Origin of the sequence: Streptomyces sp. NPDC050504 (assembly GCF_044458065.1) — a bacterium.
Lineage (GTDB): Bacteria > Actinomycetota > Actinomycetes > Streptomycetales > Streptomycetaceae > Streptomyces.
Genome location: NZ_JBITHO010000008.1, coordinates 324,254 through 349,284, shown reverse-complemented (window position 1 = coordinate 349,284; position 25,031 = coordinate 324,254). Strand labels below are relative to the sequence as shown.

29 protein-coding genes are annotated in these 25,031 nt (G+C 73.7%); 24 read left to right on the top strand and 5 right to left on the bottom strand.

What is annotated here, in order from left to right; all coding sequences use genetic code 11:
• The first annotated feature begins 197 nt into the window (after positions 1-197).
• The 4 genes from ACIBNE_RS29730 (at position 198) to ACIBNE_RS29715 (ending at position 4,185) form a co-directional block, all read left to right on the top strand.
• The gene (locus tag ACIBNE_RS29730; RefSeq protein ID WP_399276908.1) at positions 198-1,484 is read left to right on the top strand and encodes an NYN domain-containing protein; all 1,287 of its coding nucleotides are present in this window, start codon (positions 198-200) and stop codon (positions 1,482-1,484) included.
• Positions 1,485-1,522: 38 nt separating this feature from the next.
• Positions 1,523-2,506 carry an ABC transporter ATP-binding protein gene (locus ACIBNE_RS29725; RefSeq protein WP_399277171.1) on the top strand — a complete coding sequence of 328 codons (984 nt, stop codon included), beginning with the start codon at positions 1,523-1,525 and terminating at the stop codon, positions 2,504-2,506.
• Between the two features lie 44 nt (positions 2,507-2,550).
• On the top strand, positions 2,551-3,366 hold the full coding sequence (locus ACIBNE_RS29720) for an ABC transporter permease (RefSeq protein WP_399276906.1): 816 nt from the start codon (positions 2,551-2,553) through the stop codon (positions 3,364-3,366).
• Between the two features lie 144 nt (positions 3,367-3,510).
• The gene (locus tag ACIBNE_RS29715) at positions 3,511-4,185 is read left to right on the top strand and encodes an ABC transporter permease (protein ID WP_399276904.1); all 675 of its coding nucleotides are present in this window, start codon (positions 3,511-3,513) and stop codon (positions 4,183-4,185) included.
• A gap of 291 nt (positions 4,186-4,476) precedes the next feature.
• On the opposite strand, the gene ybaK is transcribed toward ACIBNE_RS29715, so the two are convergent.
• From ybaK to ACIBNE_RS29695, 4 genes are all read right to left on the bottom strand, one after another.
• Entirely contained in the window at positions 4,477-4,974 is a 498-nt protein-coding gene (ybaK, locus tag ACIBNE_RS29710; RefSeq protein ID WP_399276902.1) for a Cys-tRNA(Pro) deacylase, read from the bottom strand.
• Positions 4,975-4,997: 23 nt separating this feature from the next.
• Entirely contained in the window at positions 4,998-5,747 is a 750-nt protein-coding gene (locus ACIBNE_RS29705) for an LON peptidase substrate-binding domain-containing protein (protein ID WP_399276900.1), read from the bottom strand.
• Between the two features lie 5 nt (positions 5,748-5,752).
• Positions 5,753-6,820: a hypothetical protein gene (locus ACIBNE_RS29700; protein WP_399276898.1), complete on the bottom strand. Its 1,068-nt coding sequence runs from the start codon at positions 6,818-6,820 to the stop codon at positions 5,753-5,755.
• Between the two features lie 176 nt (positions 6,821-6,996).
• Positions 6,997-8,613 carry an oxidoreductase gene (locus ACIBNE_RS29695; RefSeq protein WP_399276896.1) on the bottom strand — a complete coding sequence of 539 codons (1,617 nt, stop codon included), beginning with the start codon at positions 8,611-8,613 and terminating at the stop codon, positions 6,997-6,999.
• 171 nt (positions 8,614-8,784) lie between these two features.
• Here ACIBNE_RS29695 and hisD point away from each other — a divergent pair, with 171 nt between their 5' ends.
• From hisD to ACIBNE_RS29645, 10 genes are all read left to right on the top strand, one after another.
• The gene (gene hisD / locus ACIBNE_RS29690; protein ID WP_399276894.1) at positions 8,785-10,125 is read left to right on the top strand and encodes a histidinol dehydrogenase; all 1,341 of its coding nucleotides are present in this window, start codon (positions 8,785-8,787) and stop codon (positions 10,123-10,125) included.
• The gene (locus ACIBNE_RS29685) at positions 10,104-11,228 is read left to right on the top strand and encodes a histidinol-phosphate transaminase (protein ID WP_399276892.1); all 1,125 of its coding nucleotides are present in this window, start codon (positions 10,104-10,106) and stop codon (positions 11,226-11,228) included. The genes hisD and ACIBNE_RS29685 overlap by 22 nt, the downstream gene beginning before the upstream one ends.
• Positions 11,228-11,824, top strand: coding sequence for an imidazoleglycerol-phosphate dehydratase HisB (gene hisB, locus ACIBNE_RS29680; RefSeq protein WP_399276890.1), 597 nt, complete (start codon positions 11,228-11,230; stop codon positions 11,822-11,824). Before ACIBNE_RS29685 ends, hisB begins: the two co-directional genes overlap by 1 nt.
• A gap of 4 nt (positions 11,825-11,828) precedes the next feature.
• Positions 11,829-11,987 carry a hypothetical protein gene (locus ACIBNE_RS29675; protein WP_399276888.1) on the top strand — a complete coding sequence of 53 codons (159 nt, stop codon included), beginning with the start codon at positions 11,829-11,831 and terminating at the stop codon, positions 11,985-11,987.
• Positions 11,984-12,625 carry an imidazole glycerol phosphate synthase subunit HisH gene (hisH, locus tag ACIBNE_RS29670; protein ID WP_399276887.1) on the top strand — a complete coding sequence of 214 codons (642 nt, stop codon included), beginning with the start codon at positions 11,984-11,986 and terminating at the stop codon, positions 12,623-12,625. Before ACIBNE_RS29675 ends, hisH begins: the two co-directional genes overlap by 4 nt.
• Positions 12,626-12,633: 8 nt before the next feature.
• Positions 12,634-13,356, top strand: a complete 723-nt coding sequence (gene priA / locus ACIBNE_RS29665) for a bifunctional 1-(5-phosphoribosyl)-5-((5-phosphoribosylamino)methylideneamino)imidazole-4-carboxamide isomerase/phosphoribosylanthranilate isomerase PriA (RefSeq protein WP_399277169.1) — start codon at positions 12,634-12,636, stop codon at positions 13,354-13,356.
• The gene (locus ACIBNE_RS29660; RefSeq protein WP_399276885.1) at positions 13,353-13,745 is read left to right on the top strand and encodes a RidA family protein; all 393 of its coding nucleotides are present in this window, start codon (positions 13,353-13,355) and stop codon (positions 13,743-13,745) included. The genes priA and ACIBNE_RS29660 overlap by 4 nt, the downstream gene beginning before the upstream one ends.
• Complete coding sequence (hisF, locus tag ACIBNE_RS29655; protein ID WP_399276883.1) at positions 13,742-14,497, top strand: imidazole glycerol phosphate synthase subunit HisF; 756 nt, start codon at positions 13,742-13,744, stop codon at positions 14,495-14,497. Before ACIBNE_RS29660 ends, hisF begins: the two co-directional genes overlap by 4 nt.
• Positions 14,498-14,625: 128 nt before the next feature.
• On the top strand, positions 14,626-15,216 hold the full coding sequence (locus ACIBNE_RS29650; protein ID WP_399276881.1) for an ArsR/SmtB family transcription factor: 591 nt from the start codon (positions 14,626-14,628) through the stop codon (positions 15,214-15,216).
• A 70-nt stretch (positions 15,217-15,286) separates the two neighbouring features.
• Positions 15,287-16,561, top strand: a complete 1,275-nt coding sequence (locus tag ACIBNE_RS29645) for an MFS transporter (RefSeq protein ID WP_399276879.1) — start codon at positions 15,287-15,289, stop codon at positions 16,559-16,561.
• A 64-nt stretch (positions 16,562-16,625) separates the two neighbouring features.
• Here ACIBNE_RS29645 and ACIBNE_RS29640 read toward each other — a convergent pair whose 3' ends face one another.
• Positions 16,626-17,258: a TIGR03085 family metal-binding protein gene (locus tag ACIBNE_RS29640; protein ID WP_399276877.1), complete on the bottom strand. Its 633-nt coding sequence runs from the start codon at positions 17,256-17,258 to the stop codon at positions 16,626-16,628.
• 83 nt (positions 17,259-17,341) lie between these two features.
• Between ACIBNE_RS29640 and hisI the strand changes: the two genes are divergently transcribed.
• From hisI to ACIBNE_RS29590, 10 genes are all read left to right on the top strand, one after another.
• Complete coding sequence (gene hisI, locus ACIBNE_RS29635; protein ID WP_399276875.1) at positions 17,342-17,743, top strand: phosphoribosyl-AMP cyclohydrolase; 402 nt, start codon at positions 17,342-17,344, stop codon at positions 17,741-17,743.
• Between the two features lie 11 nt (positions 17,744-17,754).
• The gene (locus ACIBNE_RS29630) at positions 17,755-19,260 is read left to right on the top strand and encodes an anthranilate synthase component I (RefSeq protein WP_399276873.1); all 1,506 of its coding nucleotides are present in this window, start codon (positions 17,755-17,757) and stop codon (positions 19,258-19,260) included.
• 17 nt (positions 19,261-19,277) lie between these two features.
• Positions 19,278-19,916, top strand: coding sequence for a TIGR02234 family membrane protein (locus tag ACIBNE_RS29625; protein ID WP_399276872.1), 639 nt, complete (start codon positions 19,278-19,280; stop codon positions 19,914-19,916).
• Positions 19,917-20,016: 100 nt separating this feature from the next.
• Complete coding sequence (locus tag ACIBNE_RS29620) at positions 20,017-20,268, top strand: HGxxPAAW family protein (protein WP_399276870.1); 252 nt, start codon at positions 20,017-20,019, stop codon at positions 20,266-20,268.
• An 89-nt stretch (positions 20,269-20,357) separates the two neighbouring features.
• The gene (locus tag ACIBNE_RS29615) at positions 20,358-20,819 is read left to right on the top strand and encodes a DUF2752 domain-containing protein (protein ID WP_399276868.1); all 462 of its coding nucleotides are present in this window, start codon (positions 20,358-20,360) and stop codon (positions 20,817-20,819) included.
• 118 nt (positions 20,820-20,937) lie between these two features.
• Entirely contained in the window at positions 20,938-21,747 is an 810-nt protein-coding gene (gene trpC, locus ACIBNE_RS29610) for an indole-3-glycerol phosphate synthase TrpC (protein WP_399276866.1), read from the top strand.
• 7 nt (positions 21,748-21,754) lie between these two features.
• The gene (gene trpM, locus ACIBNE_RS29605; RefSeq protein ID WP_399276864.1) at positions 21,755-21,934 is read left to right on the top strand and encodes a tryptophan biosynthesis modulator TrpM; all 180 of its coding nucleotides are present in this window, start codon (positions 21,755-21,757) and stop codon (positions 21,932-21,934) included.
• 74 nt (positions 21,935-22,008) lie between these two features.
• The gene (gene trpB / locus ACIBNE_RS29600; protein ID WP_399276862.1) at positions 22,009-23,253 is read left to right on the top strand and encodes a tryptophan synthase subunit beta; all 1,245 of its coding nucleotides are present in this window, start codon (positions 22,009-22,011) and stop codon (positions 23,251-23,253) included.
• On the top strand, positions 23,250-24,062 hold the full coding sequence (gene trpA / locus ACIBNE_RS29595; protein ID WP_399276860.1) for a tryptophan synthase subunit alpha: 813 nt from the start codon (positions 23,250-23,252) through the stop codon (positions 24,060-24,062). Before trpB ends, trpA begins: the two co-directional genes overlap by 4 nt.
• Positions 24,063-24,155: 93 nt before the next feature.
• Positions 24,156-24,983: a DsbA family protein gene (locus tag ACIBNE_RS29590; RefSeq protein WP_399276857.1), complete on the top strand. Its 828-nt coding sequence runs from the start codon at positions 24,156-24,158 to the stop codon at positions 24,981-24,983.
• Positions 24,984-25,031 lie beyond the last annotated feature (48 nt).

Below are 25,031 nucleotides of genomic sequence, written 5' to 3'. Positions count from 1 at the left end.
GGGCCAGGGCCACGGCCAGACTCACATAGCGGCCGAACCGCCGCATTTTGGATCATCACTCAGCGTGTGCGGCGGATACTTCGGCCGATTCGCCACGCCGATGATCGAGTTCCGGCCGTTAAGCATCGCGCGGTCGGGCAGACTCCAGGGAAACCAATTTTCCGAAGCACTTCCCGTTACCCAATTCCCGGAAGAGGGTGGAGCGCGTGGACCGCTGCGTCGTCCTGGTGGACGCCGGCTACCTGCTGGGCGCCGCCGCGAGCCTGCTCGCAGGAGAGCCTGCCCGTTCCCGCATCACCGTCGACCACGCCGCGCTGATCCAGGGGCTGCGCGAGCGCGCCGAGGCCGACACCGAGCAGCCGCTCCTGCGCATCTACTGGTTCGACGGCGCCCCCGACCGCGTACCGCAGCCCGAGCACCGGCGGCTGCGCGTGATGCCCCGGGTGACCGTCCGCCTCGGCGCCCTGACCCGCTCCGACGGCCGCTGGGCCCAGAAGGGCGTCGACGCGGCCATGCACGCCGAGCTGACCGAGCTGGCCCGCAACCGCGCCTGTTCCGACGTCGTGCTGGTCACCGGCGACGGCGACCTGCTGCCCGGTCTGATGTCGGCGAAGGAGCACGGCGTCGCGGTGCACCTGTGGGCCGTGCAGGCCGCCGACGGCGACTACAACCAGTCCGAGGACCTGGTCGCCGAGGCCGACGAGCGGCGCGTCCTGGACCGCGAGTGGATCACCAAGGCCGTACGGGCCAAGGACCACACGGGCCCCTGCGCCCCGCCCCCCGCGCCCCGCCCCGAGATCGCCGCGATCCTCTCCGCCCCCCTGCCCGAAGCGGCCCTCGCCGCGTCCGCCGAGCGCGCCGCCGAGGCCCAGGCCGCCGCGGTGCGGGCCGGGGCGCCCGCCAGGACGAACGGCACCGCCCCCGCTCCGCAGGCCCCCGCGGCCCCGGTGCCCGGCCCCCCGGGAGCCCCCGGCGGCAAGGGCGTCCCCACGCCCAAGGACCTCGCCGGCCTGCGCGGCCCCGGCGCCCCCGCGGCCCCCCAGCCCCCCAGCACGACCACCCTGCGCTGGTCGTCCGACCGGGGCTGGATCGAGCGCCCCGGCAACGGCGGCGCCCTCGGCGAGCCGCCCGAGACCGCGTCGCTGCCCACCCTCGCCCAGCTCACCAGCGCCGAGCAGCGCTGGGCCGACCGCGAGGAGGACATCACCACGGTGGGCGGCGACCCCTTCGAGGTCGGCCAGGTCTTCGCCCGCCGCTGGATGGAACGCCTGCCGGAAACCGTCCACCTGCAGAAACTGGCGACGATGTATCCGCGCATCCCGCACCGCATCGACGGCGAGCTGCTGCGCTACGCCGCCAGGTTCGGCCTCCTCGCCCACAAGGACGACCAGATCGACGAGCACGACAGGTACGCGATCAGGGCCGGATTCTGGCGCGAGATCGACGTCCGCGCGGCGGCCGAGCACGCCCCCGCGGGGGAGTAGGCCCGGCGAGCGGCGTAGGCTCGTCCCTCGTGAGTACGGTGTGCGTGGTGCGGGATCTGGTCAAGACGTACCCGGCCGCGCGCGGCCGGCGCGGGGCGCCGGGGACGCCCGAGGTGCGGGCCACCGACGGCGTGTCCCTCGACGTGCGCGGCGGTGAGATCTTCGGGCTGCTCGGGCCCAACGGCGCGGGCAAGTCCACGCTGGTGCGCCAGCTGACCGGACTGATGCGCCCCGACTCGGGCACCGTCGACCTGCTCGGCCACGACCTCGTGCGCCATCCGGAGCGCGCGGCGCGGCTCGTCGCCTACCTCGGGCAGGAGTCCACCGCGCTCGACGAGCTGACGGTCGCGCTCGCCGCCGAGACCACCGGGCGGCTGCGCGGGCTCACCGCGCGCGACGCGCGGGCCGAGCGGGACGCAGTCCTGGACGAGCTGGGCATCGGCGAGCTGGCCGCCAGGCCGCTGAAGAAGCTCTCCGGCGGCCAGCGGCGGCTCGCCTGCTTCGCCGCCGCCCTCGTCGGGGAGCGGCCCGTGCTGATCCTCGACGAGCCCACCACCGGGATGGACCCCGTCGCGCGGCGCGCGGTGTGGGCGGCCGTCGACCGGCGGCGGGCCGAGCGCGGCGCGACCGTGCTCCTGGTGACGCACAACGTGATCGAGGCGGAGACCGTGCTGGACCGGGTGGCCGTGCTCGAACGCGGCCGGGTGATCGCCTGCGACACGCCCACCGGGCTCAAGGAACAGGTCGCGGGAGAGGTACGGGTGGAACTGGTGTGGCGCGACAGGGCGCCGCTCGACGTGCCGGAGGTCGCCGCGCTGCGCCCATCGGCGCAGGAGTCGGGGCGGCGCTGGGTGCTGCGGCTGGGCGCGGACGAGGCACGGGCCGCGGTCGCCGCGGTGACCGGGGGAGCGGCGTTCGCGGCGCTGGACGACTTCACCCTGGCGACGCCGAGCCTGGAGGACGTGTACCTGGCGCTGGGCGGGAACGCCGGTGACGCGACGAAGGGTCTGGTGAAGGCGTGAGTGTGGTGCCCGCTGAGGCGGCCTCCACGACGGGGGCGCGGAACGTGACGGGAACTACCGGAAAAGCGGTCGGCGCGGCGCCCGCCGAAGAGGGCCGGGCGCTGCCGGCGCCGCTCGCCCCCGCGGCGCGGCTGCTGCCCGCGCTCGGCGCGGTCTACCGGGCGCAGCTCTCGCGCGCCCGGGTCGCCCGCATCCCGCTGCTCTTCGTGGCGACCTTCCAGTCGATCGGGATCATGATCCTGATGCGCGGGGTCGTGGACGGGGGCAGCGAGGCGCGGGCGGTCGTCGCCGGGTCCGCCGTCCTCGTCGTCGCCTTCGTCGCGCTCAACCTGCTCGCCCAGTACTTCGGGCAGCTGCGGGCCAGCGGCGGCCTCGACCACTACGCGACGCTGCCGGTGCCGCCCGCGGCCGTGGTGCTCGGCGCGGCGGCGGCGTACGCCTCCTTCACCGTGCCCGGCACGGTCGTCACGGCCGTCGTGGGCAGCGTGCTCTTCGACCTGCCGATGGCCCACCTGTGGGTGCTCGCCGCGGTCGTCCCGCTCGCGGGCGCGGCGCTCTCCGGTCTCGGCGCGGCGCTCGGGCTGCTCGCGCCGCGCCAGGAGCTCGCCACGCTGCTGGGCCAGCTGGGCATGTCCGCCGCGCTGCTGCTGGGCGTGCTGCCCGCCGAGCGGATGCCCGCGCCGATCGCGCTCGCCCGCGACCTGCTGCCTTCCACGTACGGGGTCGAGGCCCTGGCCAGGACGTTCGGGCCGAGCCCCGACTGGGCGGCGGTCGGCCTCGACCTCGCGGTCTGCGCGGGCGTGGGCGTGGTCTCCCTGGCGGTGGCGACCTGGGCGTACCGCAGGGCGGCGGTGCGCTGAGAGCCTGTGTCTGAGGCGGTCGCGGCCCGGTGCGGTCGCGCCGGGCGGCGGTCACCGGCCGCCGGTACGGGGACGGGTACGGGGACTGGGCGACGGTCCCGGTCCGGTGAGGCGGCCGTCCTGGGCGCCTGGCACGATGTCAGGGTGACCGCACCCCTGACACCTCCTCACCAGCCCTCCAACGACGACCCCTGGCAGGCGCCGCCCGCCGGGCTGGGCGCCTACGAGCTCGGCCACCAGGGGTGGCCCGGCACCAAGGACGGCGACGAGCGCTTCGACGTCAAGGAAGAGCTGCGGGACTCCCTGCTGGTCATGCTGGCGGTCGCCTTCGCCGGGGTCGTGCTGGGGCTGCTGTGGCTGTGGCTGGCGCCCCGGGTGCCGCTCGTCTCCGACGACCGGGCGGTCTTCCTCAAGGACACCGAGAGCGAGGAGGCGATCGGGGCGGACGGCACGTTCGTGCTGCTCGGCCTCGCCTTCGGCGCGGTGACCGCGGTGGCCGTCTTCCTCTTCCGGCGGCGCGGCGGGGTCGGCGTGGTCGCGGGGCTCGCGCTCGGCGGGCTGCTCGGGTCGCTGCTCGCGTGGTGGCTCGGGGTGTCGCTTGGGCCCACGTCCGACGTCGTCGCGCACGCGCGGGAGGTGGGCAAGGGGGTGGTGTTCGACGCGCCCCTGGAGCTTCGGGCGCGGGGGGCGGTGCTGGCGTGGCCGGTCGCGGCGATGGTGGTGCACCTGGGGGTGACGGCGCTGTTCGGGCCGCGTGATCCCGAGCCCGTGTGGGTGGCTCCGGACCCGGGCCCGGCCCCGGAGGCCCCGAAGGGGTAGGGCGGCTCCCCTTCCGGACCCCGTCGCGCGGGGTGGGTACGTGCGGCATCTGCCCCACCCTCGCGCAGTTCCCCGCGCCCCTTCAGGGGCGCGGGGAACTGCGCGATCAGCCCGCCGCCGGGCCGCAGGGCGCCCCCTTACGCGGGGCGCCTGCCGTGGTTGGCGCGGTTCTTCCTCAGGCGCCACTTCCGCTTGCGGGTCTTCTTGGACATGGGCGGCAACCCCCTCCACGAAACCGGACCGTTCCTACGGTCCTAGCCGAGGGACCCCGCCCCGTCGACCCCCCGCGCGCTACCCGCGCGCGATCGGAGCCAGCGTCGCCCCCGTGAGCGCCGCCAGGTCCGCCGCGGCCAGCTCGACCTCAAGCCCCCTGCGCCCCGCCGACACGCAGATCGTCGCGTGCTCGGCGGCCGACGCGTCCAGCACCGTACGCAGCCGCTTGCGCTGCCCGAGCGGGGAGATGCCGCCCCTGACGTACCCCGTGGTGCGCTCCGCCGCCGCCGGGTCGGCCATCGCCGCGCGCTTGCCGCCGACCGCCGCCGCGAGGGCCTTGAGGTCCAGCTGGCCCGCGACCGGCACGACCGCGACGGTCAGCTGCCCGTCCACGTCGGCCACCAGCGTCTTGAAGACGCGCTCGGGGGTCACGCCGAGGGCGGCCGCGGCCTCGTCGCCGTAGGAGGCGACGGACGGGTCGTGCTCGTAGGCGTGCACGGTGTGCACCACGTTCGCCGCGGTGAGCACCACCGTCGCGGGGGTGCCGTTGGACTGCTGCTTCTGCTTCTTCGCCATGACCACCTGCGTACGGGTTCGGGCTAGTTCGGGCTCGTGGGGGACCTGGTGAGGTCCACCGCGGGGAGCGACGGCAGGTGGCGGATCACCGCCGTCTCCGAGCGCAGCAGCGCGAGCTCCTCGCGCAGCCGCGTCGCGGTGTCCGGCGCCTGGAGCAGCCGCTGCTTGGACGGCGTGTCCAGCACGGTCGTCGCCGCCACCAGGTAGGAGACGACCGACGGGTCGTCGGGCAGCTCCGCACCCGTGGTGAGCGTCTGCTCGCTCGCGCCCGCCAGCCGCTTCTGGTAGTTCCTGAAGGCCCGCAGCACCCCTTCGGAGAGCGCGGACGCGCCCTCGCCCGGCTCCTCGGGCAGCTCTTCGAGCTCGGCCGTGAGGTAGGGGCCGTCCGCGTCGACGGAGAGCAGCTTGACCCGCGTCGTCCCGGTGGCCAGCACCTCGAAGCCGCCGTTGGTCCGCTCGCGGATCGTCGCGGCGTCGGCGACGCAGCCGACCCGGTGGAACGCCTGGATGGGGTCGGGCCCGAAGCCGGCCGCGGGGCCGCGCTCGGGGAGCGCGGTCGGGTCGGGCAGGCCGGGCGCGGTCGTCGCGACCTCGCGGCCGTCGCGGATCGCGACCACGGCGAAGCGGCGCGGCTCGTCGGAGTCCGGGCCCGCGGTCTTCAGCAGATCGCGCATCATCGCGCGGTACCGCTCCTCGAAGACGTTCAGGGGCAGGACGAGACCCGGGAACAGCACCGTGTTCAGCGGGAACAGGGGGAGGCGTGCGGTGGTCACAGCGGTCAAGCGTAATGGCCGCTGGGCCGGTGCCGGGCGGCCCTCCCGCGGAGCGCCATCGCGGACGCGACCCTGAGCCGCACCGCGGTGCGCGCTTCGAGGAACGCGGCGAGCGGATCGTCCGTCACCGACGTCCACGGGAAGGACGTCGCACAGGGCCCGATCCGCTCGAACTGCTCCAGCGCGTCCGCCCAGCGCTCGCGCCGCAGCAGCACCTGCACCAGGACGTTGCGCACCTCGGCGGGCCACGGGTCGCCGGCCGCGTACTCAGCCGACAGCGCGATCGCCAGGTCCGCCGCCTCGTCGATGCGCTCCTGCTGGACGGAGCCGACGGGGCCGTCGCCCGCGAGGTACTGGGCGAAGGCGGCGCGCACCGGCAGCGCCTGGATGAGCGAGCCGGGCAGGGCGTCGTGCGCGGCCTGTTCGGCGAAGTCGAAGCACTCGCGGTGCGAGCCGTACCACTGGGCCGAGAGGTACTTCAGCGCGGCGACGTGGCAGCCGTAGTGGTGCGGGGCGCGGCGGACGGCCTGTTCCCACAGGGTCTCGAAGGCGGTGTGCGTGGCGTGCGTGCCGCGCGCGTGGTCCAGCGCGATGCGCCACGGCACGGGGTCCAGCGGCACCGCTTCGGCCGCCGCGTCGATGAGCGGCGCGATCTCGCGCAGCCGCTCCGCGCGGGCGGGGGAGTCCCAGGCCCTGCGGACGGCCAGCTCCGCCTTGACCAGGAGCGCGTCCGGATCGCGCGGGGCCGCGGCCAGCCAGCCCGCGAGCCAGTCGTCGCGGCACTGGGCGAAGGCGGCGAGGCGGGAGACGTAGCGGTCGCGGTTCTCCCACTCGGCGGCCTCCCTGGTGGCGGCCAGGAGCGCCGCGACGGGGGCGTGGTCGGCGGCCGCCGCGGCGACGAGCGCCGGCGAGAGGCGGGCGTCGGGCGCGTCGAGCAGGACCGCCTCGTCGGGGGTGCCGGAAGCCGGGGCGCCGGCGGTGTCGCCGGTGTTCCGGGAGGGCAGGCCCGAGGCCGGTTCCGGGGTGTGCCATCCGAGCTGTCGCAGTCGCCTCAGGGCGCGGAGGAATGACATGGTGCGGACCATTGAAAACCGCAGGTGAGGGGCGCGCCAGTAGGGATCTGTGAAGCTTTGGTAGGAGGTGGAATGGTTGTACGCCGAAAGGTCAAGAAAGCGTAAAGGCGGCGCGGGATTCTGGCTGAAAGTGATCAGCCCGTTCAGCCGGACGATCAACGGGGGAGCGGGCGCCGTCAGCTCCGCCGCAGCAGTCGCGACGCCCCCGCCGCCACCGTAGTGGCCAAAATCCATCCCAGCAGGATCAGCGCCGTCGAAAGCCACTGCCAGCCGCCGTCCAGCCGCCAGTACGCCTCCTGGCCGAGGTCGATCACCGGGATCAACAGGTCCAGCGCGTACAGCGGCGCGCTCCGCTCCGGCTGTCCGCCCCCCATCGGCGTCCCCGGGTCGTACTGCGAGAAGGCGACCGCCCCCGCCGCCCACAGCACCGCCATCCACACCGCGGCCCGCCCTGGCTTGTAGCCGTACGCCACCGTCCAGTCCTGGACGTACCCCCACAGCTTCGCCGCCGGCGGCAGCGTCTCGCGCCGCCTGCGCTGCTTGGCCAGCAGCACCTCGCGGGCGTCCGCGTCCTCGCCGCTCGCCCGCAGCACCGCCGCCAGCCGCTCGTACGGCTCCGGATTGAACTCCGGCGTCGCCGCGGCCACCCAGTCCAGCCGCCGCGAGAGCGGGAAGTGCCCGTACGGCACCAGGTTCTCGTAGACGAACCCGCCCATCGCGAGCCCGCCGGGGCCGGGCCAGCTCGGCTCCAGGTCCACCAGCGTGACGACCTTGGCGCCGTTCAGCACCACCCGGCCCTCCTCGGGCCGCTCGCCCACGAACCGCAGCTCCGGCGTGACGATCCGGCGCAGCGACAGCTCCTCGCCCGGCGCCAGCACGAACCGCGACTCCAGGAAGTCCACCGCGTCCCCGAACCGCCCGTCGTCCAGCCGCACCCCGCCCCTGCACTCCAGCGGCCGCGTCCTGGCCCTCGGCGTGCCGCGCGCCGGGGTGATCGCGTTGCCGATGCCGTACGGCGGGGTGGCCCCGGCCCGCGCGAAGTCCTCGCCGAGCGCCGCGCCGGTCATGTACAGCGTGCGCTCCACGGTCAGCTGCGGGGCGTTCAGCGCGCGCCGCCCGTCGGACGCGCGCAGCCTGCTGCCGCGCAGGCTCAGCGAACCGCCGACCTTCGCCCCGCGCAGGCTCACCTCGCCGTACGCCTCGATCAGCTCCGCCTGGAGGTCCTGGGCGACGGTCAGCCCGTCGGCCGTGACGGCCTGGCCGCGGCGGCTCGGCCTGATGTCGATCTGGTTGAGCAGCAGGTCGGTGCCGATGTGCGCGTCGTTGAGCCGGATGCCCCGCGCGACCCGGCAGCGCGGCAGGTGCAGGTCGCCCTCGGTGTGCAGCCGCGAGCCCTCGAACCTGGGCAGCGCGCAGGACGCCATCCGCAGCGTCGTGAACCGCGTCTCGGGCATCACCACCTCCTCGTCGAAGCGGCACCCGGTGAACTCCACGTACGGCGCGACCGTGCCGCCCGCCACGTCCAGGCGGCCGGTGATCCGCGCGCCCCGCAGCTTCACCGCCGACACCTTCCCCGAGTCGGCCGGCGGGCCGTCCAGCATCAGCCGGGCGACGGTCAGCGCCCGCACGCTGTGCCCGTCGGGCCACGGCCGGGCCGAGAACGGGTCGTCGAGGACCGGGTCGCCCGTGCGCAGGTCGAGGGTCTCGCCCGCCTTGAACGCCTGCCACATCCGCCGTTCGACGGGGGTCAGGTCCTGCGGCGCCGCGTCGTCGCCGTCCCACGGCAGAATCACCGGGGCCCCCTTCCGCTCCGATGCCCGTACAGGCGTTCTTCCCGCTGGGTGAGCGGCTGAACGCGCGTGGTGACGGGGGTCTTCTGGGGCCCGTATCAGCCACTGGTAGGCGTGTATCAGTGACTGATACGGGCCAACGGCCGGTACCGGCGGTCTGCGAGAATCGACCACGTGATCTCCCGAATCGATCTGCGCGGCGATGCCCTCCCCGAGGGCGGCGCCCTGCGCGACCTGCTGCCCCGTGCCGAGTTCGACGTGGAAGCCGCCCTGGAGAAGGTGCGGCCGATCTGCGAGGACGTGCATCATCGCGGCACGGCGGCGCTCATCGAGTACGCGGAGAAGTTCGACGGCGTGCAGCAGGAGAGCGTCAGGGTTCCGGCCGAGGCGCTGAGCGCCGCGCTGGAACGGCTGGATCCCGCCGTGCGCGAAGCGCTGGAGGAGTCCACCAGGCGCGCCCGCCTCGTCCACCGCGCCCAGCGCCGCACCTCCCACACCACCCAGGTCGTGCCCGGCGGCACGGTCACCGAGAAGTGGGTCCCCGTCGAGCGCGTCGGCCTCTACGTGCCGGGCGGCCGCTCCGTCTACCCCTCGTCCGTCATCATGAACGCGGTCCCGGCCCAGGAGGCGGGCGTCGCCTCGATCGCCCTCGCGTCCCCGCCGCAGGCCGAGTTCGACGGCCTGCCGCACCCCACGATCCTGGCCGCCTGCGCGCTGCTGGGCATCGACGAGGTGTACGCGGTCGGCGGCGCCCAGGCCGTCGCGATGTTCGCGTACGGCACGGACGCCCCAGGCGACCCGGACGGCTGCCCCCCGGCCAACATGGTCACGGGCCCCGGAAACATCTGGGTGGCCGCCGCCAAGCGCTACTTCACCGGCCGCATCGGCATCGACACCGAGGCGGGCCCGACCGAGATCGCCGTCCTCGCCGACGCCACCGCCGACCCGGTGCACGTCGCGGCCGACCTGATCAGCCAGGCCGAGCACGACCCGATGGCCGCCGCCGTCCTGGTCACCGACTCGGCCGAGCTGGCCGACGCGGTCGAGGAGGAGCTGGCCCCGCAGGTCGCGGCCACCAAGCACGTCGAGGACCGGATCCGGCCCGCGCTCACGGGCGAGCAGTCCGCGATCGTGCTCGTCGACTCGATCGAGGACGGGCTGCGCGTCGTCGACGCGTACGGCGCCGAGCACCTGGAGATCCAGACCGCCGACGCCGCCGCCCTCGCCGACCGGGTGAGGAACGCGGGCGCGGTCTTCGTCGGCCCCTGGTCCCCGGTCTCGCTGGGCGACTACTGCGCCGGCTCCAACCACGTGCTGCCCACCGGCGGCTGCGCCTGCCACTCGTCGGGCCTGTCCGTCCAGTCCTTCCTGCGCGGCATCCACATCGTGGACTACACGCGCGACGCCCTGGCCGACGTCACCCACCACGTGGTGACGCTCGCCGAGGCCGAGGACCTGCCCGCGCACGGCGCCGCCCTCAAGGCGAGGTTCGGATGGAAGGTGCCCGGAAAGTGAGCTTCGGCATCGACGACCTGCCCATCAGGGACGAGCTGCGCGGCAAGTCCCCGTACGGCGCGCCCCAGCTCGACGTCCCCGTCCAGCTGAACACCAACGAGAACCCCTACCCGCTGCCCGAACCGCTCGTCGCGCGCATCGCCGAGCGGGTCGCCGAGGCGGCGCGCGGCCTCAACCGCTACCCCGACAGGGACGCGGTCGAGCTGCGCACCGGGCTCGCCGCCTACCTCACCCGTACGGCCGAACACCGCGTCGGCGTCGAGAACGTGTGGGCGGCCAACGGCTCCAACGAGGTCCTCCAGCAGCTGCTCCAGGCATTCGGCGGCCCCGGCCGCACCGCGATCGGCTTCGAGCCCTCGTACTCGATGCACGCCCTGATCTCGCGCGGCACCGGCACCGGCTGGATCTCGGGCCCGCGCCGCGACGACTTCACGATCGACGTCGACGCGGCCCGCGCCGCCGTCGCGGAGCACCGCCCCGACGTCGTCTTCGTCACCTCGCCCAACAACCCCACGGGCACCGCCGTCGAGGCCGAGACGGTCCTCGCGCTGTACGAGGCGGCCCAGGCCGCCAAGCCGTCCCTGGTGGTCGTGGACGAGGCGTACGTGGAATTCAGCCACCGCGCCTCGCTGCTGCCGCTGATCGAGGGCCGCCCGAACCTGGTGGTCTCCCGGACCATGTCCAAGGCGTTCGGCGCCGCGGGCCTGCGCCTGGGCTACCTCGCGGCGCACCCGGCCGTGGTCGACGCCGTACAGCTCGTACGGCTGCCGTACCACCTCTCGGCCGTCACCCAGGCCACCGCGCTCGCCGCGCTCGAACACACCGATACCCTGCTCGGGTACGTCGAACAGCTGAAGGCCGAACGCGACCGGCTCGTCACCGAGCTGCGCGCCATCGGCTACGAGGTCACGGCGTCGGACGCCAACTTCGTGCAGTTCGGCCGCTTCGCCGACGCCCACGGGGCGTGGCGGAAGATCCTCGACAGGGGCGTCCTGGTGCGCGACAACGGCGTACCCGGCTGGCTGCGGGTCACCGCGGGCACGCCCGAAGAGAACGACGCGTTCCTCGATGCGGTGCGCGAACTCAAGAAGGAGCAGAGCTGATGAGCGGCCGCGTCGGACGCGTGGAGCGCACCACCAAGGAGACTTCCGTCCTCGTCGAGATCGACCTCGACGGGACCGGAAAGGTCGACGTGTCGACGGGCGTCGGCTTCTACGACCACATGCTCGACCAGCTCGGCCGCCACGGCCTCTTCGACCTCACGGTCAAGACGGACGGCGACCTGCACATCGACACCCACCACACCATCGAGGACACCGCGCTGGCGCTCGGCGCCGCCTTCAAGCAGGCGCTCGGCGACAAGGTGGGCATCTACCGCTTCGGCAACTGCACGGTTCCGCTGGACGAGTCGCTCGCCCAGGTCACCGTCGACCTCTCGGGCCGCCCCTACCTGGTGCACACCGAGCCGGAGAACATGGCGCCGATGATCGGCGCCTACGACACGACGATGACCCGGCACATCTTCGAGTCCTTCGTCGCCCAGGCCCAGATCGCGCTGCACGTCCACGTCCCGTACGGCCGCAACGCCCACCACATCGTGGAGTGCCAGTTCAAGGCCCTGGCCCGCGCCCTGCGCTACGCCGCCGAGCGCGACCCGCGCGCCGCCGGGATCCTCCCGTCCACGAAGGGCGCGCTGTAACCCCATGAACGGCCTGAACACCATCCTGATCGTCCTCGGTCTCTTCCTCGCGGGCGGCGTGTACTCCTTCATCAAGCAGAAGCAGTCGAAGAACGTCATCGTGCTGCTCTCGATCGCCTCCGCGATGTGCCTGGCGGCGGGCATCCTCCGAGTGGAGTGGTGACCGTGGCCAAGAAGGTCGTCGTCTTCGACTACGGATTCGGCAACGTCCGCTCCGCCGAGCGCGCGCTGGCCCGCGTCGGCGCGGACGTCGAGATCACCCGGGACTACGAGAAGGCCATGAACGCCGACGGGCTCCTCGTCCCCGGCGTCGGCGCCTTCTCCGCCTGCATGACCGGGCTCAAGGAGGCCCGCGGCGACTGGATCGTCGGCCGCAGGCTCTCCGGCGGGCGTCCCGTCATGGGCATCTGCGTCGGCATGCAGATCCTCTTCGAGCGCGGCATCGAGCACGGCGTGGAGAGCGAGGGCCTGGACGAGTGGCCCGGCACGGTCGAGCCGCTGAAGGCCCCGGTCGTCCCGCACATGGGCTGGAACACCGTCGAGGCGCCCGGGGACAGCAGGCTGTTCGCGGGCCTCGACGCCGACGCCCGGTTCTACTTCGTGCACTCCTACGCGGTGCGCGACTGGACCCTGGAAGTCACCAACGCGAACATCCGCGCCCCCCGCGTCTCCTGGGCCACGCACGGCGAGCGCTTCGTCGCCGCCGTCGAGAACAGCGCCCTGTGGGCCACGCAGTTCCACCCCGAGAAGTCCGGCGACGCCGGAGCGCAGCTGCTGACGAACTGGATCGGAACTCTGTGATGACCGCCGTGAACAAGCTCGAACTCCTCCCCGCCGTCGACGTCCGCGACGGCCAGGCCGTGCGCCTCGTCCACGGCGAGTCCGGTTCGGAGACCTCGTACGGCTCCCCGCTGGACGCGGCCCTCGCCTGGCAGCGCGCGGGCGCCGAGTGGCTGCACCTGGTCGACCTCGACGCCGCGTTCGGCACCGGCGACAACCGCGCGCTGATCTCCGAGGTCTGCGCGGCGATGGACATCAAGGTCGAGCTGTCGGGCGGCATCCGCGACGACGCCTCGCTCGCCGCCGCCCTCGCCACCGGCTGCCGCCGCGTCAACCTCGGCACGGCCGCCCTGGAGACCCCCGAGTGGGTCGCCAAGGTCATCGCCGAGCACGGCGACAAGATCGCGGTCGGCCTCGACGTGCGCGGCACCACGCTGCGCGGCCGCGGCTGGACCCGCGACGGCGGCGACCTCTACGAGACGCTGGCCCGCCTCGACTCCGAGGGCTGCGCCCGCTACGTCGTCACCGACATCGCCAAGGACGGCACGCTCCAGGGCCCCAACCTGGAGCTGCTGAAGAACGTCTGCGCCGCGACCGACAAGCCCGTCGTCGCGTCCGGCGGCGTCTCCTCGCTGGACGACCTGCGCGCGATCGCCGGCCTCGTCCCCGAGGGCGTGGAGGGCGCGATCGTCGGCAAGGCGCTGTACGCCGAGGCGTTCACCCTCGAAGAGGCCCTGGCGGCCGTGTCGTGAGCGGCGTGAAGAAGGTCACGACGGGGGCGCCCTGGGAGGAGCAGTTCGGCTACTCCCGCGCGGTGGAACTGCCCGGCGGGCTCGTCCTGGTCTCCGGCTGCACGTCGGTGGTCGACGGCGAGATCGCCGAGGGCTCGCCGTACGAGCAGGCCGTGAACGCCTTCGGCGTCGCCTTCGCGGCGCTGGGGCAGCTCGGCCTGGGCGCCGAGCACGTCGTGCGCACCCGGATGTACCTCACGCACGCCAGGGACGTGGAGGAGGTCGGCCGCGCCCACAAGGAGCTGTTCGACGCCGTGCGTCCCGCGGCGACGATGGTCATCGTCTCCGGCCTGGTCGACCCGCGCCTGGTCGTCGAGGTCGAGGTCGAGGCGCACCGAGGAGAGTCATGACCCTGTCCGTACGCGTGATCCCCTGCCTGGACGTCGACAACGGCCGGGTCGTCAAGGGGGTCAACTTCCAGAACCTGCGGGACGCGGGCGACCCCGTCGAGATGGCGAAGCTGTACGACGCCGAGGGCGCCGACGAGCTGACCTTCCTGGACATCACCGCCTCGTCCGGCGACCGCGAGACCACGTACGACGTGGTGCGGCGCACCGCCGAGCAGGTCTTCATCCCGCTCACGGTCGGCGGCGGCGTGCGCACCGCCGACGACGTGGACAAGCTGCTGCGGGCGGGCGCGGACAAGGTGGGCGTCAACACGGCCGCCATCGCGCGTCCCGAGCTGATCCAGGAGATCGCCGAGCGCTTCGGCCGCCAGGTGCTCGTCCTGTCGGTCGACGCGCGGCGCACGGAGGCGGGCTCCTTCGAGGTGACGACGCACGGCGGCCGCAAGGGCACCGGCATCGACGCCGTCGAGTGGGCGCACCGTGCGGCCGAGCTGGGCGCGGGGGAGATCCTGCTGAACTCGATGGACGCCGACGGCACCAAGGACGGCTACGACATCGAGATGATCACGGCGGTGCGCAAGCACGTGACGGTCCCGGTGATCGCCAGCGGCGGCGCGGGCAGGCTCGCGGACTTCGCGCCCGCCGTGGACGCGGGGGCCGACGCGGTCCTCGCGGCGTCGGTCTTCCACTTCGGCGACCTGCGGATCGGCGAGGTCAAGCGGTCGCTGCGGGAGGCGGGCCACCCGGTTCGCTGAGCGTGCGCCGGTGAAGTCGGCGAAGGGGCCGGGTGGTTTCCACCCGGCCCCTTTTCCGTGCCCGACTGCGCAGGAAAAGTTGCGCAAGAAATATTGTGCAACTTTTCTTTTCCATCTACGGTGACCGCATGCCCAGTGACAACGAACCCCGCAGGGTCACCGACCTCGGCACCCTGAAGGCCATCGGCCACCCCTTGCGCATGAGGCTCTACCGCGCGCTCCACATCGCCCGTACCGCCACCGCGTCCCAACTGGCCGACCAGGTCGACGAGGCGGTCTCGCTGGTCAGCTACCACCTGCGCAAGCTCGCCGACCACGGCCTCATCGAGCAGGCCGAGCAGCAGAGCGCCGACGGCCGCGAGCGGTGGTGGCAGCTCGCCTCGCGGGGGCTGACCTTCCGGGACGCCGACTTCAGCGACTCGCCTGAGAAGGCCGCGGTGCACGCGGCGTTCGGCCGGGTGGCGTTCGAACAGCGCGGCGACCTGTTCCGGAGCTACCTCGACTCCTCGCAGGCGTGGGGCCCCGAGTGGGCGCAGGCCGCCTTCAGCTCCGAGTACCTGCCCGCGCTCACCGCCGCCGAACTCGCCTCGCTGGCCCGCGAGATGCACGACCTGGTCAAGAAGTACGAGGCGGCGGCGCGCGCGGCCCAGGAGGCGGGCGAGGGCGAGGGCCGCGAGCAGGTGGCGCTGCACCTGTACGGGTTCCCCTTCCGCCCCTGACGCCCGACCCCCGGCCCCTGACGCCCGGCCCCGCCCCGCTTCGCGTCCGTTCCCGACAGGAGTACGCCCCATGAGCGCCCCGCACGGCACCCGGCACCCCGAAGCCCACCAGGTCGACTTATCGATACGGGCCGAGCGGCCCGCCCACCGCGACGGCAACGTGCTGCGCTGGCTCGGCGCCTACGCCGCGTCCGCGATCGGCGACAACGTCTACTTCCTGGCCCTCGCCTGGGCCGCCGCCCGCTCCGGCAGCCCCGCCCAGGCCGGATTCGTCCTAGCGGCGGGCTCCGTGCCGCGCGCCGTGCTGATGCTCGGCGGGGGAGTGCTCGCCGACCGGTTCGGCCCGCGCCGCGTGGTCATCGGCAGCGACGCCGTGCGCTGCGCGGTCGTCCTGGGCACCGCGGCTGCCCTGCTGTTCACCGCGCCCGCGCTCTGGCTGCTGGTGACGGTCGCCCTGGTCTTCGGCGCGGTGGACGCCCTCTTCCTGCCCGCTGTCGGCGCCCTGCCGCCCCGCATCACCGCCCCGGGCCAACTCGCCAGGGTCCAGGGCCTGCGCGGGCTCGCGGCGCGCGCCGCGAACGTCGTGGGGGCGCCGCTCGGCGGGCTCGCGGTGGCCGTCGGCGGATCCGCGTCGGCGTTCCTGGCGGCCGGGGCGCTGTTCGCGCTCTCGCTCGGCCTGCTGTGCGCGGTACGGATCGGGCCGCTGTCCGCGGACGAGGCGCGGCGCCCCGCCGCGTCCGCCCGCGCCCAACTCGCCGACGGGCTGCGCCACATCGCGCGCCACCGCGTGCTGGCCCCGCTGGTCGCCGTGATCGCGGTGAGCGAGCTGGGCTTCGTCGGCCCGCTCAACATCGGGCTCACGCTGCTCGCCGACGAGCGCGACTGGGGCGCGTCCGGCATGGGCTGGATCGTCGCCGCATTCGGCACGGGCGCCGCGGCGGCGTCCCTGCTGCTGGCGGTGCGGGGCAGGATCGGCCGCGCGGGCCTGGTGCTGTGCGCGGGCCTGGCGCTGGGCGCGCCCGCCGTCGCCGCGCTCGCCTTCGTGCCGTCCGTCGCGGCCGCGGCCGCCTGCGCGGTGCTGTTCGGGATGCTCGCCGGGGTCAGCGGGGCGCTGTGCGGGGCGCTCGTACAGACGCACGCGGACCCGGCGTACCTGGGCCGGGTCACCTCGGTCACGACGCTCTTCACCCTCGGCATCGCACCGCTGAGCTATCCCGTGACCGGCGCGGCGATCGGGGCGTGGGGGACGGGCCCGGTGTTCGCGGTCAGCGCGGCGGTGTGCGGGGCGGGCGCGGTGATCGGGCTGGCCTCCCGGGGCGTACGGACCGCGGAGCTGCCGCGCTGACCCGCCCGGAGCCCCGGCCGCCACGCCCCCAAAGCCCCAGCCACCCCCAAAGCCCCAGCCGCCCCTAAAGCCCCAGCCGCCCCTCAAGCACCCGCGCCACCGCTTCCTTCTCCCCGTCCAGCTCCACGCGCGCCGCGTCCTGCCGCCCGAACGCGAACAGCACCAGCTCGCCAGGCTCGCCGGTCACGGTCACCACGGGCGCCCCCTTGCGGGCCACCGCCGTCCGGCCGTCCGGCCGCCGCAGCACGAGCCCCACCGGCGACTTCCGCGCCAGCACCCTGGCCATCCGCTCGGTCCGCGCCCACAGCGCGTCCGCGAACACCGGGTCCACCTCGCGCGGGGTCCAGTCGGGCCCGGCGCGCCGCACGTCCTCCGCGTGGACGTAGAACTCCACGGTGTTCGCGCCCTCGTCCACCTGCTTGAGCGCGTACGGGGACAGCCGCGGCGGCCCCGTGCGGACCAGCTGGATCAACTCCTCGTACGGCTTCGCCGCGTACTCCGACTGCACCCGCTCCAGCCGGGAGCGCAGCGCGCCGATCAGGATCCCGCCCGCGGCGTCGGGGCGCCGCTCGCGCACCACCACGTGCGCCGCCAGGTCCCGCGCCTTCCAGCCGGAGCAGAGGGTCGGGGCCTCGGGCCCGGCGGCCTCCAACAGATCGGCGAGGAGCAGGCGTTCACGCTTCGCATGGGTCGACATGCCCGACAGAGTAGGGCCGCCGCACCCGGTCCGCACAGTGGACAGCGCGCGGACGCCCCCCGACCCCACGGCACAATGGGCACATGACCAGCGATCTCGCCCCGGCCGTCGCCGCCCGCCTGAAGCGGAACCCCGACGGCCTCGTCCCCGCCATCGCCCAGCAGTACGACACCGGCGAGGTGCTGATGCTCGGGTGGATGGACGACGAGGCCCTGCGCCGCACCCTCACCACGGGCCGGTGCACCTACTGGTCGCGCAGCCGCGGCGAGTACTGGGTCAAGGGCGACACCTCGGGCCACGTGCAGCACGTGAAGTCGGTCGCCCTCGACTGCGACGGCGACACGCTCCTGGTCAAGGTCGACCAGGTCGGCGCCGCCTGCCACACGGGCGACCGCACCTGCTTCGACGCGGACGTGCTTCCCCTGGGCGACGCGGCCGCCCCGGGCGACGGCACCTCCATCGGCGACGGAAACGAAGGAAAGTAGGGGCAGCGCGCATGCACCGCACGGACACCACCATGGACCTGGACACCTTCCGCAAGCTCGCCGTCGACCGGCGCGTCATCCCGGTCGTCCGCCGCCTCCTCGCGGACGGCGACACGCCCGTCGGGCTGTACCGCAAGCTCGCCGCCGAGCGCCCCGGCACGTTCCTCCTGGAGTCCGCCGAGAACGGCCGCACCTGGTCCCGCTACTCCTTCATCGGCGTGCGCTCCTCCGCCACCCTCACCGCCCGCGAAGGCGCCGCGCACTGGATCGGCACCCCGCCCGTCGGCGTCCCGGTCGACGGCGACCCGCTGGACGCGCTGCGCGCCACCGTCGAGGCCCTGCACACCCCGCGCGACCTCGCGGGCGGCCTGCCGCCGTTCACCGGCGGCATGGTCGGCTACCTGGGCTACGACATCGTGCGGCGCCTGGAGAAGATCGGCGACTCCACCCGGGACGACCTCCACCTGCCCGAGCTGACCATGATGCTCACCAGCGACCTCGCGGTCCTGGACCACTGGGACGGCTCCGTCCTGCTGATCGCCAACGCGATCAACCACAACGACCTCGACTCGGGCGTCGACGAGGCGTACGCCGACGCGGTCGCCCGCCTCGACGCCATGGAGGCCGACCTCACCCGGTCCGTCGACAGCGTCCCCGCCGCCCTGCCGCCCTCCGAGCTCCCGCCGTACACCGCCCTGTGGGGCGGCGAGGCGTACCAGGAGGCGGTCGACGACATCAAGGAGCGCATCCGCGCGGGCGAGGCGTTCCAGGTGGTGCCCTCGCAGCGGTTCGAGACGCCCTGCACGGCGAGCGCCCTGGACGTCTACCGGGTGCTGCGGGCCACCAACCCGTCCCCGTACATGTACCTCCTGCGCTTCGACGGCTTCGACGTCGTCGGCTCCAGCCCCGAGGCGCTGGTCAAGGTCGAGGACGGGCACGCGATGCTGCACCCGATCGCCGGGACCAGGCCGCGCGGCGCGACCCCGCAGGAGGACCAGGAGTACGCCGAGGAGCTGATCGCCGACCCCAAGGAGCGCGCCGAGCACCTGATGCTCGTCGACCTCGGCCGCAACGACCTGGGCCGGGTCTGCGAGCCGGGCTCCGTGGAGGTCGTGGACTTCATGTCCATCGAGCGGTACTCGCACGTGATGCACATCGTCTCCACCGTGACGGGCCGCGTCGCCGAGGGCCGCACCGCCTTCGACGTGCTGACCGCCTGCTTCCCCGCGGGCACCCTCTCCGGCGCGCCCAAGCCGCGCGCGATGCAGATCATCGAGGAGCTGGAGCCCTCCAGGCGCGGACTGTACGGCGGCTGCGTCGGCTACCTCGACTTCGCGGGCGACTCCGACACCGCGATCGCGATCCGCACCGCGCTGCTGCGCGACGGCACCGCGTACGTCCAGGCGGGCGCGGGCGTGGTCGCCGACTCCGACCCGGTCGCCGAGGACACGGAGTGCCGCAACAAGGCCGCCGCCGTGCTCCGCGCGGTGCACACCGCGAACCGGCTGAACGGCTGACCGGAGGGTAGGGGATAGTGGGGTACGTGAGTGCCGTATCCGTACCCCAGTCCCGTGCCGCGGCCGCCGGCGGCCGCCGCAGCATCGCCGCGGCCCTGCTCCTCGGCGCAGTGGGCGCCGCCGTCGTGCTGCTCGCCTCAGGCCAGACCTGGTCCCAGGGCAAGGCGTCCGTGGGCGGCGGGACCCTGTCGCTCAAGGCGTCGGGCGGCGACGTCACCGGCGTGCCCACCGCCCTCGCGATCGTCGGCCTGGCCGCGCTCGTCGCGGTCTTCGCGGTGCGCAGGGCGGGCCGGATGCTCGTCGCCGGGCTGCTCGCGCTCAGCGGCGCGGGCGCGGCACTCGCCGCCTTCCTCGGCGCGTCCGACAGCTCGGCCCTGGACGAGAAGGCCGTGAGGACCACCGGCGACACGTCCGCCACCATCGGCGCGCTCACCCATACGGCCTGGCCGTACGTCACCGCGGCGGCCGGGGTGCTGATACTCCTGGCGGGCCTGCTCGCGCTGCGGTACGGCACGCTGTGGCCCGCCATGTCCGGCCGGTACGAGCGCGACGGCACGCCGCGGCCCCGCGCCGCCAAGGCACCGGCCGACCCGGACAGGCCCGAGGAGCTGTGGAAGGCCATGGACCGCGGCGAGGACCCGACGCGCGAGCGTTGACCCCCAGCTCACCCCGTGCGCGCGCGTGCGGAACAATGGGCGGCGAGTAACCGACTCACCACCGACTTCACCCCTGAGCAACATCAACGAGGAGCAACTCATGGCGGGCAGTAGCCACGGACACACCCCGGCCGCCTGGACCGGTGTCACCATCGCCTTCATCGGTTTCTGCATCTCCGGCGTCTTCACGGTGGCCGCCAACATCCCCGGCTTCTGGGCGGGCATCGCGGTCATCGTCCTCGGCGGTGTCGTCGGCGGCATCATGAAGGCCATGGGCATGGGCATGCCGAAGGAGTCCGCCGAGATGGCGGAGGCCCGTGCGAAGGCCGGCCGGGCGCAGCTCTCCAGCTGAGCGGCCCCGATCGGCGCAACCGACACGAGGCGCAGCCCCACCGGGCTGCGCCTTCTCCCATGAACGGGGACAATCGGCGGGTGGACCCCATGCCGACGCCCCCGAGCCCGCCCCCCGGCACCGCCCCCGCGCCCCCGACGGCGCCGCCGCCCGCGGCAGCCGCCCGCAGGCTCCTGGTCCCCCTCGGGGTGCTCGCCGGAATCGCCGTGTCCTTCGCGTACGTCGGCACGGTCGACCCCAACGAACCGGGGCACTACCCCGTCTGCCCCTTCCTGCGCTTCACCGGCGCCTACTGCCCGGGGTGCGGAGGGCTGCGCAGCGCCTACGCGGTGGCCCACGGCGACATCCCCACCGCGCTCGGCGCCAACGCCCTCGCCGTCGTCGGCTACGCGCTCTTCGCCGCGCTCTGGCTGCTGTGGACGGTCAGGACGGTCCGGGGGCTGCCGGTGCGGGTCAGCCTGGGCCCCGCCTCCTGGTGGGCGCTCGGTGGCCTGATCCTGATCTTCACCGTGGTGCGCAACCTGCCGTTCGGATCGGTTCTCGCCCCGTGAATTCCCATTTGATGAGACGCCCGTCAACCGGATGCGCAGGCCGGGCGCCCCGACGGATACCATCGGCATGGCCGAACCTGGCCCATCATCACCACTGTCCCGGAAGGGGGCCGCTCGCGTGAGTGTGCTCGACGAGATCATCGAGGGCGTGCGCGCCGACCTGGCGGAGCGGCAGGCGCGGGTCGGCCTCGACGAGCTCAAGGAGCGTGTCGCCAAGGCGCCCCAGGCCAAGGACGGGGTCGCCGCGCTGCGCGGCGAAGGCGTCCAGGTCATCTGCGAGGTGAAGCGCTCCAGCCCCTCCAAGGGCGCGCTGGCCGCCATCGCCGACCCCGCGGGGCTCGCCGCCGACTACGAGGCGGGCGGTGCGGCCGTCATCTCCGTACTGACCGAGCAGCGCCGCTTCGGCGGCTCGCTCGCCGACCTGGAGGCCGTCCGCGCCAAGGTCGACATCCCCGTCCTGCGCAAGGACTTCATCGTCACCTCGTACCAGCTCTGGGAGGCCCGTGCGTACGGCGCCGACCTGGCGCTGCTGATCGTCGCCGCGCTGGAGCAGGAGGCCCTGGTCTCGCTGATCGAGCGCGCCGAGTCGATCGGCCTCACCCCGCTGGTCGAGGTCCACGACGAGGCCGAGGTCGAGCGCGCGGTGGACGCGGGCGCGCGGATCATCGGCGTCAACGCGCGGAACCTCAAGACCCTCAAGGTGGACCGCTCCACCTTCGAGCGGGTCGCACCCGAGATCCCCTCGCACATCGTCAAGATCGCCGAGTCCGGCGTCCGCGGCCCGCACGACCTGATCGCCTACGCCAACGCGGGCGCCGACGCGGTGCTCGTCGGCGAGTCCCTGGTGACCGGCCGCGACCCCAAGGCGGCCGTCGCCGACCTGGTCGCCGCGGGCGCCCACCCGGCGCTGCGCCACGGGCGGGGCTGACGCTCCGATGCCCATCTTCCCCAAGCTCTCGGCTTCGCTCGAGCAGGGGATGCCCCATCCCCGTCTGGCCCGCGGCTGTCGGCCGCGCGGCTGCCGTGCGCCCGCTCGGCGGGTGCACGGCCGACGGGTGCGGTACGTGATCGGCAGCGAGCCCGGTCAGGTCAACGGCATGCGATGGCGTCGCTGAGCAGGCAGTACCAGCGCTGACACCCAGCGACAGTCATCACTGATTCACCTCATTCAGCACTGAGGAGATTTGGCATGCCCAGCGAATTCTTCGTACCCGACCCCGACGGTCGGGTCCCGAGCGCCGAGGGGTACTTCGGCGCCTTCGGCGGAAAGTTCATCCCCGAGGCCCTCGTCGCCGCGGTGGACGAGGTCGCCGTCGAGTACGACAAGGCCAAGGGCGACCCCGCCTTCGCGGCCGAGCTCAACGACCTGATGGTCAACTACACCGGGCGCCCCAGCGCCCTCACCGAAGTGCCCCGCTTCGCCGAACACGCGGGCGGCGCACGGGTCTTCCTCAAGCGTGAGGACCTGAACCACACCGGCTCGCACAAGATCAACAACGTGCTCGGCCAGGCCCTGCTCACCAAGCGCATGGGCAAGACCCGGGTCATCGCCGAGACCGGAGCGGGCCAGCACGGCGTCGCCACGGCCACCGCCTGCGCCCTGTTCGGCCTCGAATGCACCGTCTACATGGGCGAGATCGACACCGAGCGCCAGGCGCTCAACGTCGCCCGCATGCGGATGCTCGGCGCCGAGGTCGTCCCCGTGAAGTCCGGCAGCCGCACCCTCAAGGACGCCATCAACGAGGCGTTCCGCGACTGGGTCGCCAACGTGGACCGCACCCACTACCTCTTCGGCACGGTCGCGGGCCCGCACCCCTTCCCCGCGATGGTCCGCGACTTCCACCGCGTCATCGGCGTCGAGGCCCGCCGCCAGATCCTGGAGCGCGCCGGACGGCTGCCCGACGCGGCCGTCGCCTGCGTCGGCGGCGGTTCCAACGCCATCGGCCTCTTCCACGCGTTCGTCCCCGACGAGGGCGTCCGGCTGATCGGCTGCGAGCCCGCGGGCCACGGAGTGGAGACCGGCGAGCACGCCGCGACCCTCACCGCGGGCGAGCCGGGCATCCTGCACGGCTCGCGCTCCTACGTCCTGCAGGACGAGGAGGGCCAGATCACCGAGCCGTACTCCATCTCGGCCGGTCTGGACTACCCGGGCATCGGCCCCGAGCACTCCTACCTCAAGGACAGCGGACGCGGCGAGTACCGCGCCGTCACCGACGACGCCGCCATGCAGGCGCTGCGCCTGCTCTCCCGTACGGAGGGCATCATCCCGGCCATCGAGAGCGCGCACGCGCTGGCCGGGGCCATCGAGGTCGGCAAGGAACTGGGCGGGGACGGCCTGGTGCTGGTCAACCTGTCCGGCAGGGGCGACAAGGACATGGACACGGCCGCCCGTTACTTCGGGCTGTACGGGGCCGCGGAGGGGGACGCGAAGTGAGCGGGAACATTCAGCTGTTGGGCGACACCCTGGCGCGCGCCAAGGCCGAGGACAGGGCCGCACTCGTCGCCTACCTCCCGGCCGGGTTCCCGACCGTGGACGGCGGCATCGAGGCGATCAAGGCCGTGGTCGCGGGCGGCGCCGACGTCGTCGAGGTCGGGCTGCCGCACAGCGACCCGGTCCTCGACGGGCCGATCATCCAGACCGCGGACGACATCGCCCTCAAGGGCGGCGTGAAGATCGCCGACGTGCTGCGCACGGTGCGCGAGGCGCACGAGGCGACCGGCGCGCCGATCCTGGTCATGACGTACTGGAACCCGATCGACCGCTACGGCGTCGAGCGGTTCACCGCCGAGCTGGCCGAGGCGGGCGGCGCGGGCTGCATCCTGCCCGACCTGCCGGTCCAGGAGTCGGCCCTGTGGCGCGAGCACGCCGAGAAGCACGGGCTCGCCACGGTCTTCGTGGTCGCGCCCAGCAGCAAGGACGAGCGCCTGGCCACCATCACGGCGGCGGGCTCCGGCTTCGTCTACGCCGCGTCCCTCATGGGCGTCACCGGCACCCGCGAGTCGGTCGGCGTCGAGGCCAAGGAGCTGGTGCGGCGCACCCGCGCGACCACCGACCTGCCGGTCTGCGTCGGCCTCGGCGTCTCCAACGCCGTGCAGGCCGCCGAGGTCGCGGGCTTCGCGGACGGCGTGATCGTCGGATCGGCCTTCGTCAAGCGGATCCTCGACGCGCCCGACGAGGAGAGCGCCCTCGCCGCCGTACGGGCGCTCGCGGGCGAGCTGGCGGACGGCGTACGCAAGCGCTGAGAAAACCGTACGGGCACGGGAGTCCCGTAGCTCGTACGAGTGGATCTGGGACCGGGGAGGCACATAGCTGCCTCCCCGGTTCGTTTGCGGGACGTGAGCGAGAAGAACCGTGAGGGAAAAAGAGCCGCGCGTGACCGGCTCGTCCAGGAGCGCGAGCAGCAGCGGGCGCGCGAGAAGCGACGGCGCCTGCTGGTCGTCTCGGCAGCCGTGGTCGGCGTGCTCGGGCTCGCCGCCGTGATCGGGGTCGTGGCGGCCAACAGCGGCAAGGACGACGGCCCGTCGGACGCGGGCCCCGCGACGGCCCCCAGGGGCGCGACGGGCAAGGGCGGCCTGGCGATCCCGGCGGGCGCGGCGGACGCCCCTGCCACGCTCACCGTGTGGGAGGACTTCCGCTGCCCGGCCTGCGCCCAGTTCGAGAACGGCTTCCGGGCCACGATCCACGAGCTGGAGGCGAGCGGCCAGCTGAAGGTCGAGTACCACCTGGCGACCCTCATCGACGGCAACATGGGCGGCAGCGGCTCGCTCCGCGCGGCCAACGCGGCGGCGTGCGCACAGGGCCAGGGCAAGTTCACCGCGTACCACGACGTGCTCTTCCAGAACCAGCCGGAGGAGACGAAGGACGCCTTCAGCGACAACAGCCTCCTGCTGGAGCTGGCGGGGAAGGTCCCCGGGCTCGACGTGGCGGGCTTCCGCAGCTGTGTCGAGAAGGGCACCCACGACAGCTGGGTCCGCGAGTCGAACGAGGCCTTCCGCAGCGGCGGCTTCTCCGGCACGCCGACGGTCCAGCTGAACGGCGAGTCGGTCTTCCCGAAGAAGGGCGAGGAGCAGATCAGCCCCGCCAACCTGAAGAAGTGGGTCGTCGAGGCCAACAAGGGCAAGAAGCCGGGCAAGGTCACTGCCTCGCCGAAGGCGGCGGGCTGACCCGAGGGGGACCGGCGGGCGGACCCGTTACTCATACGTTGCCGGGCG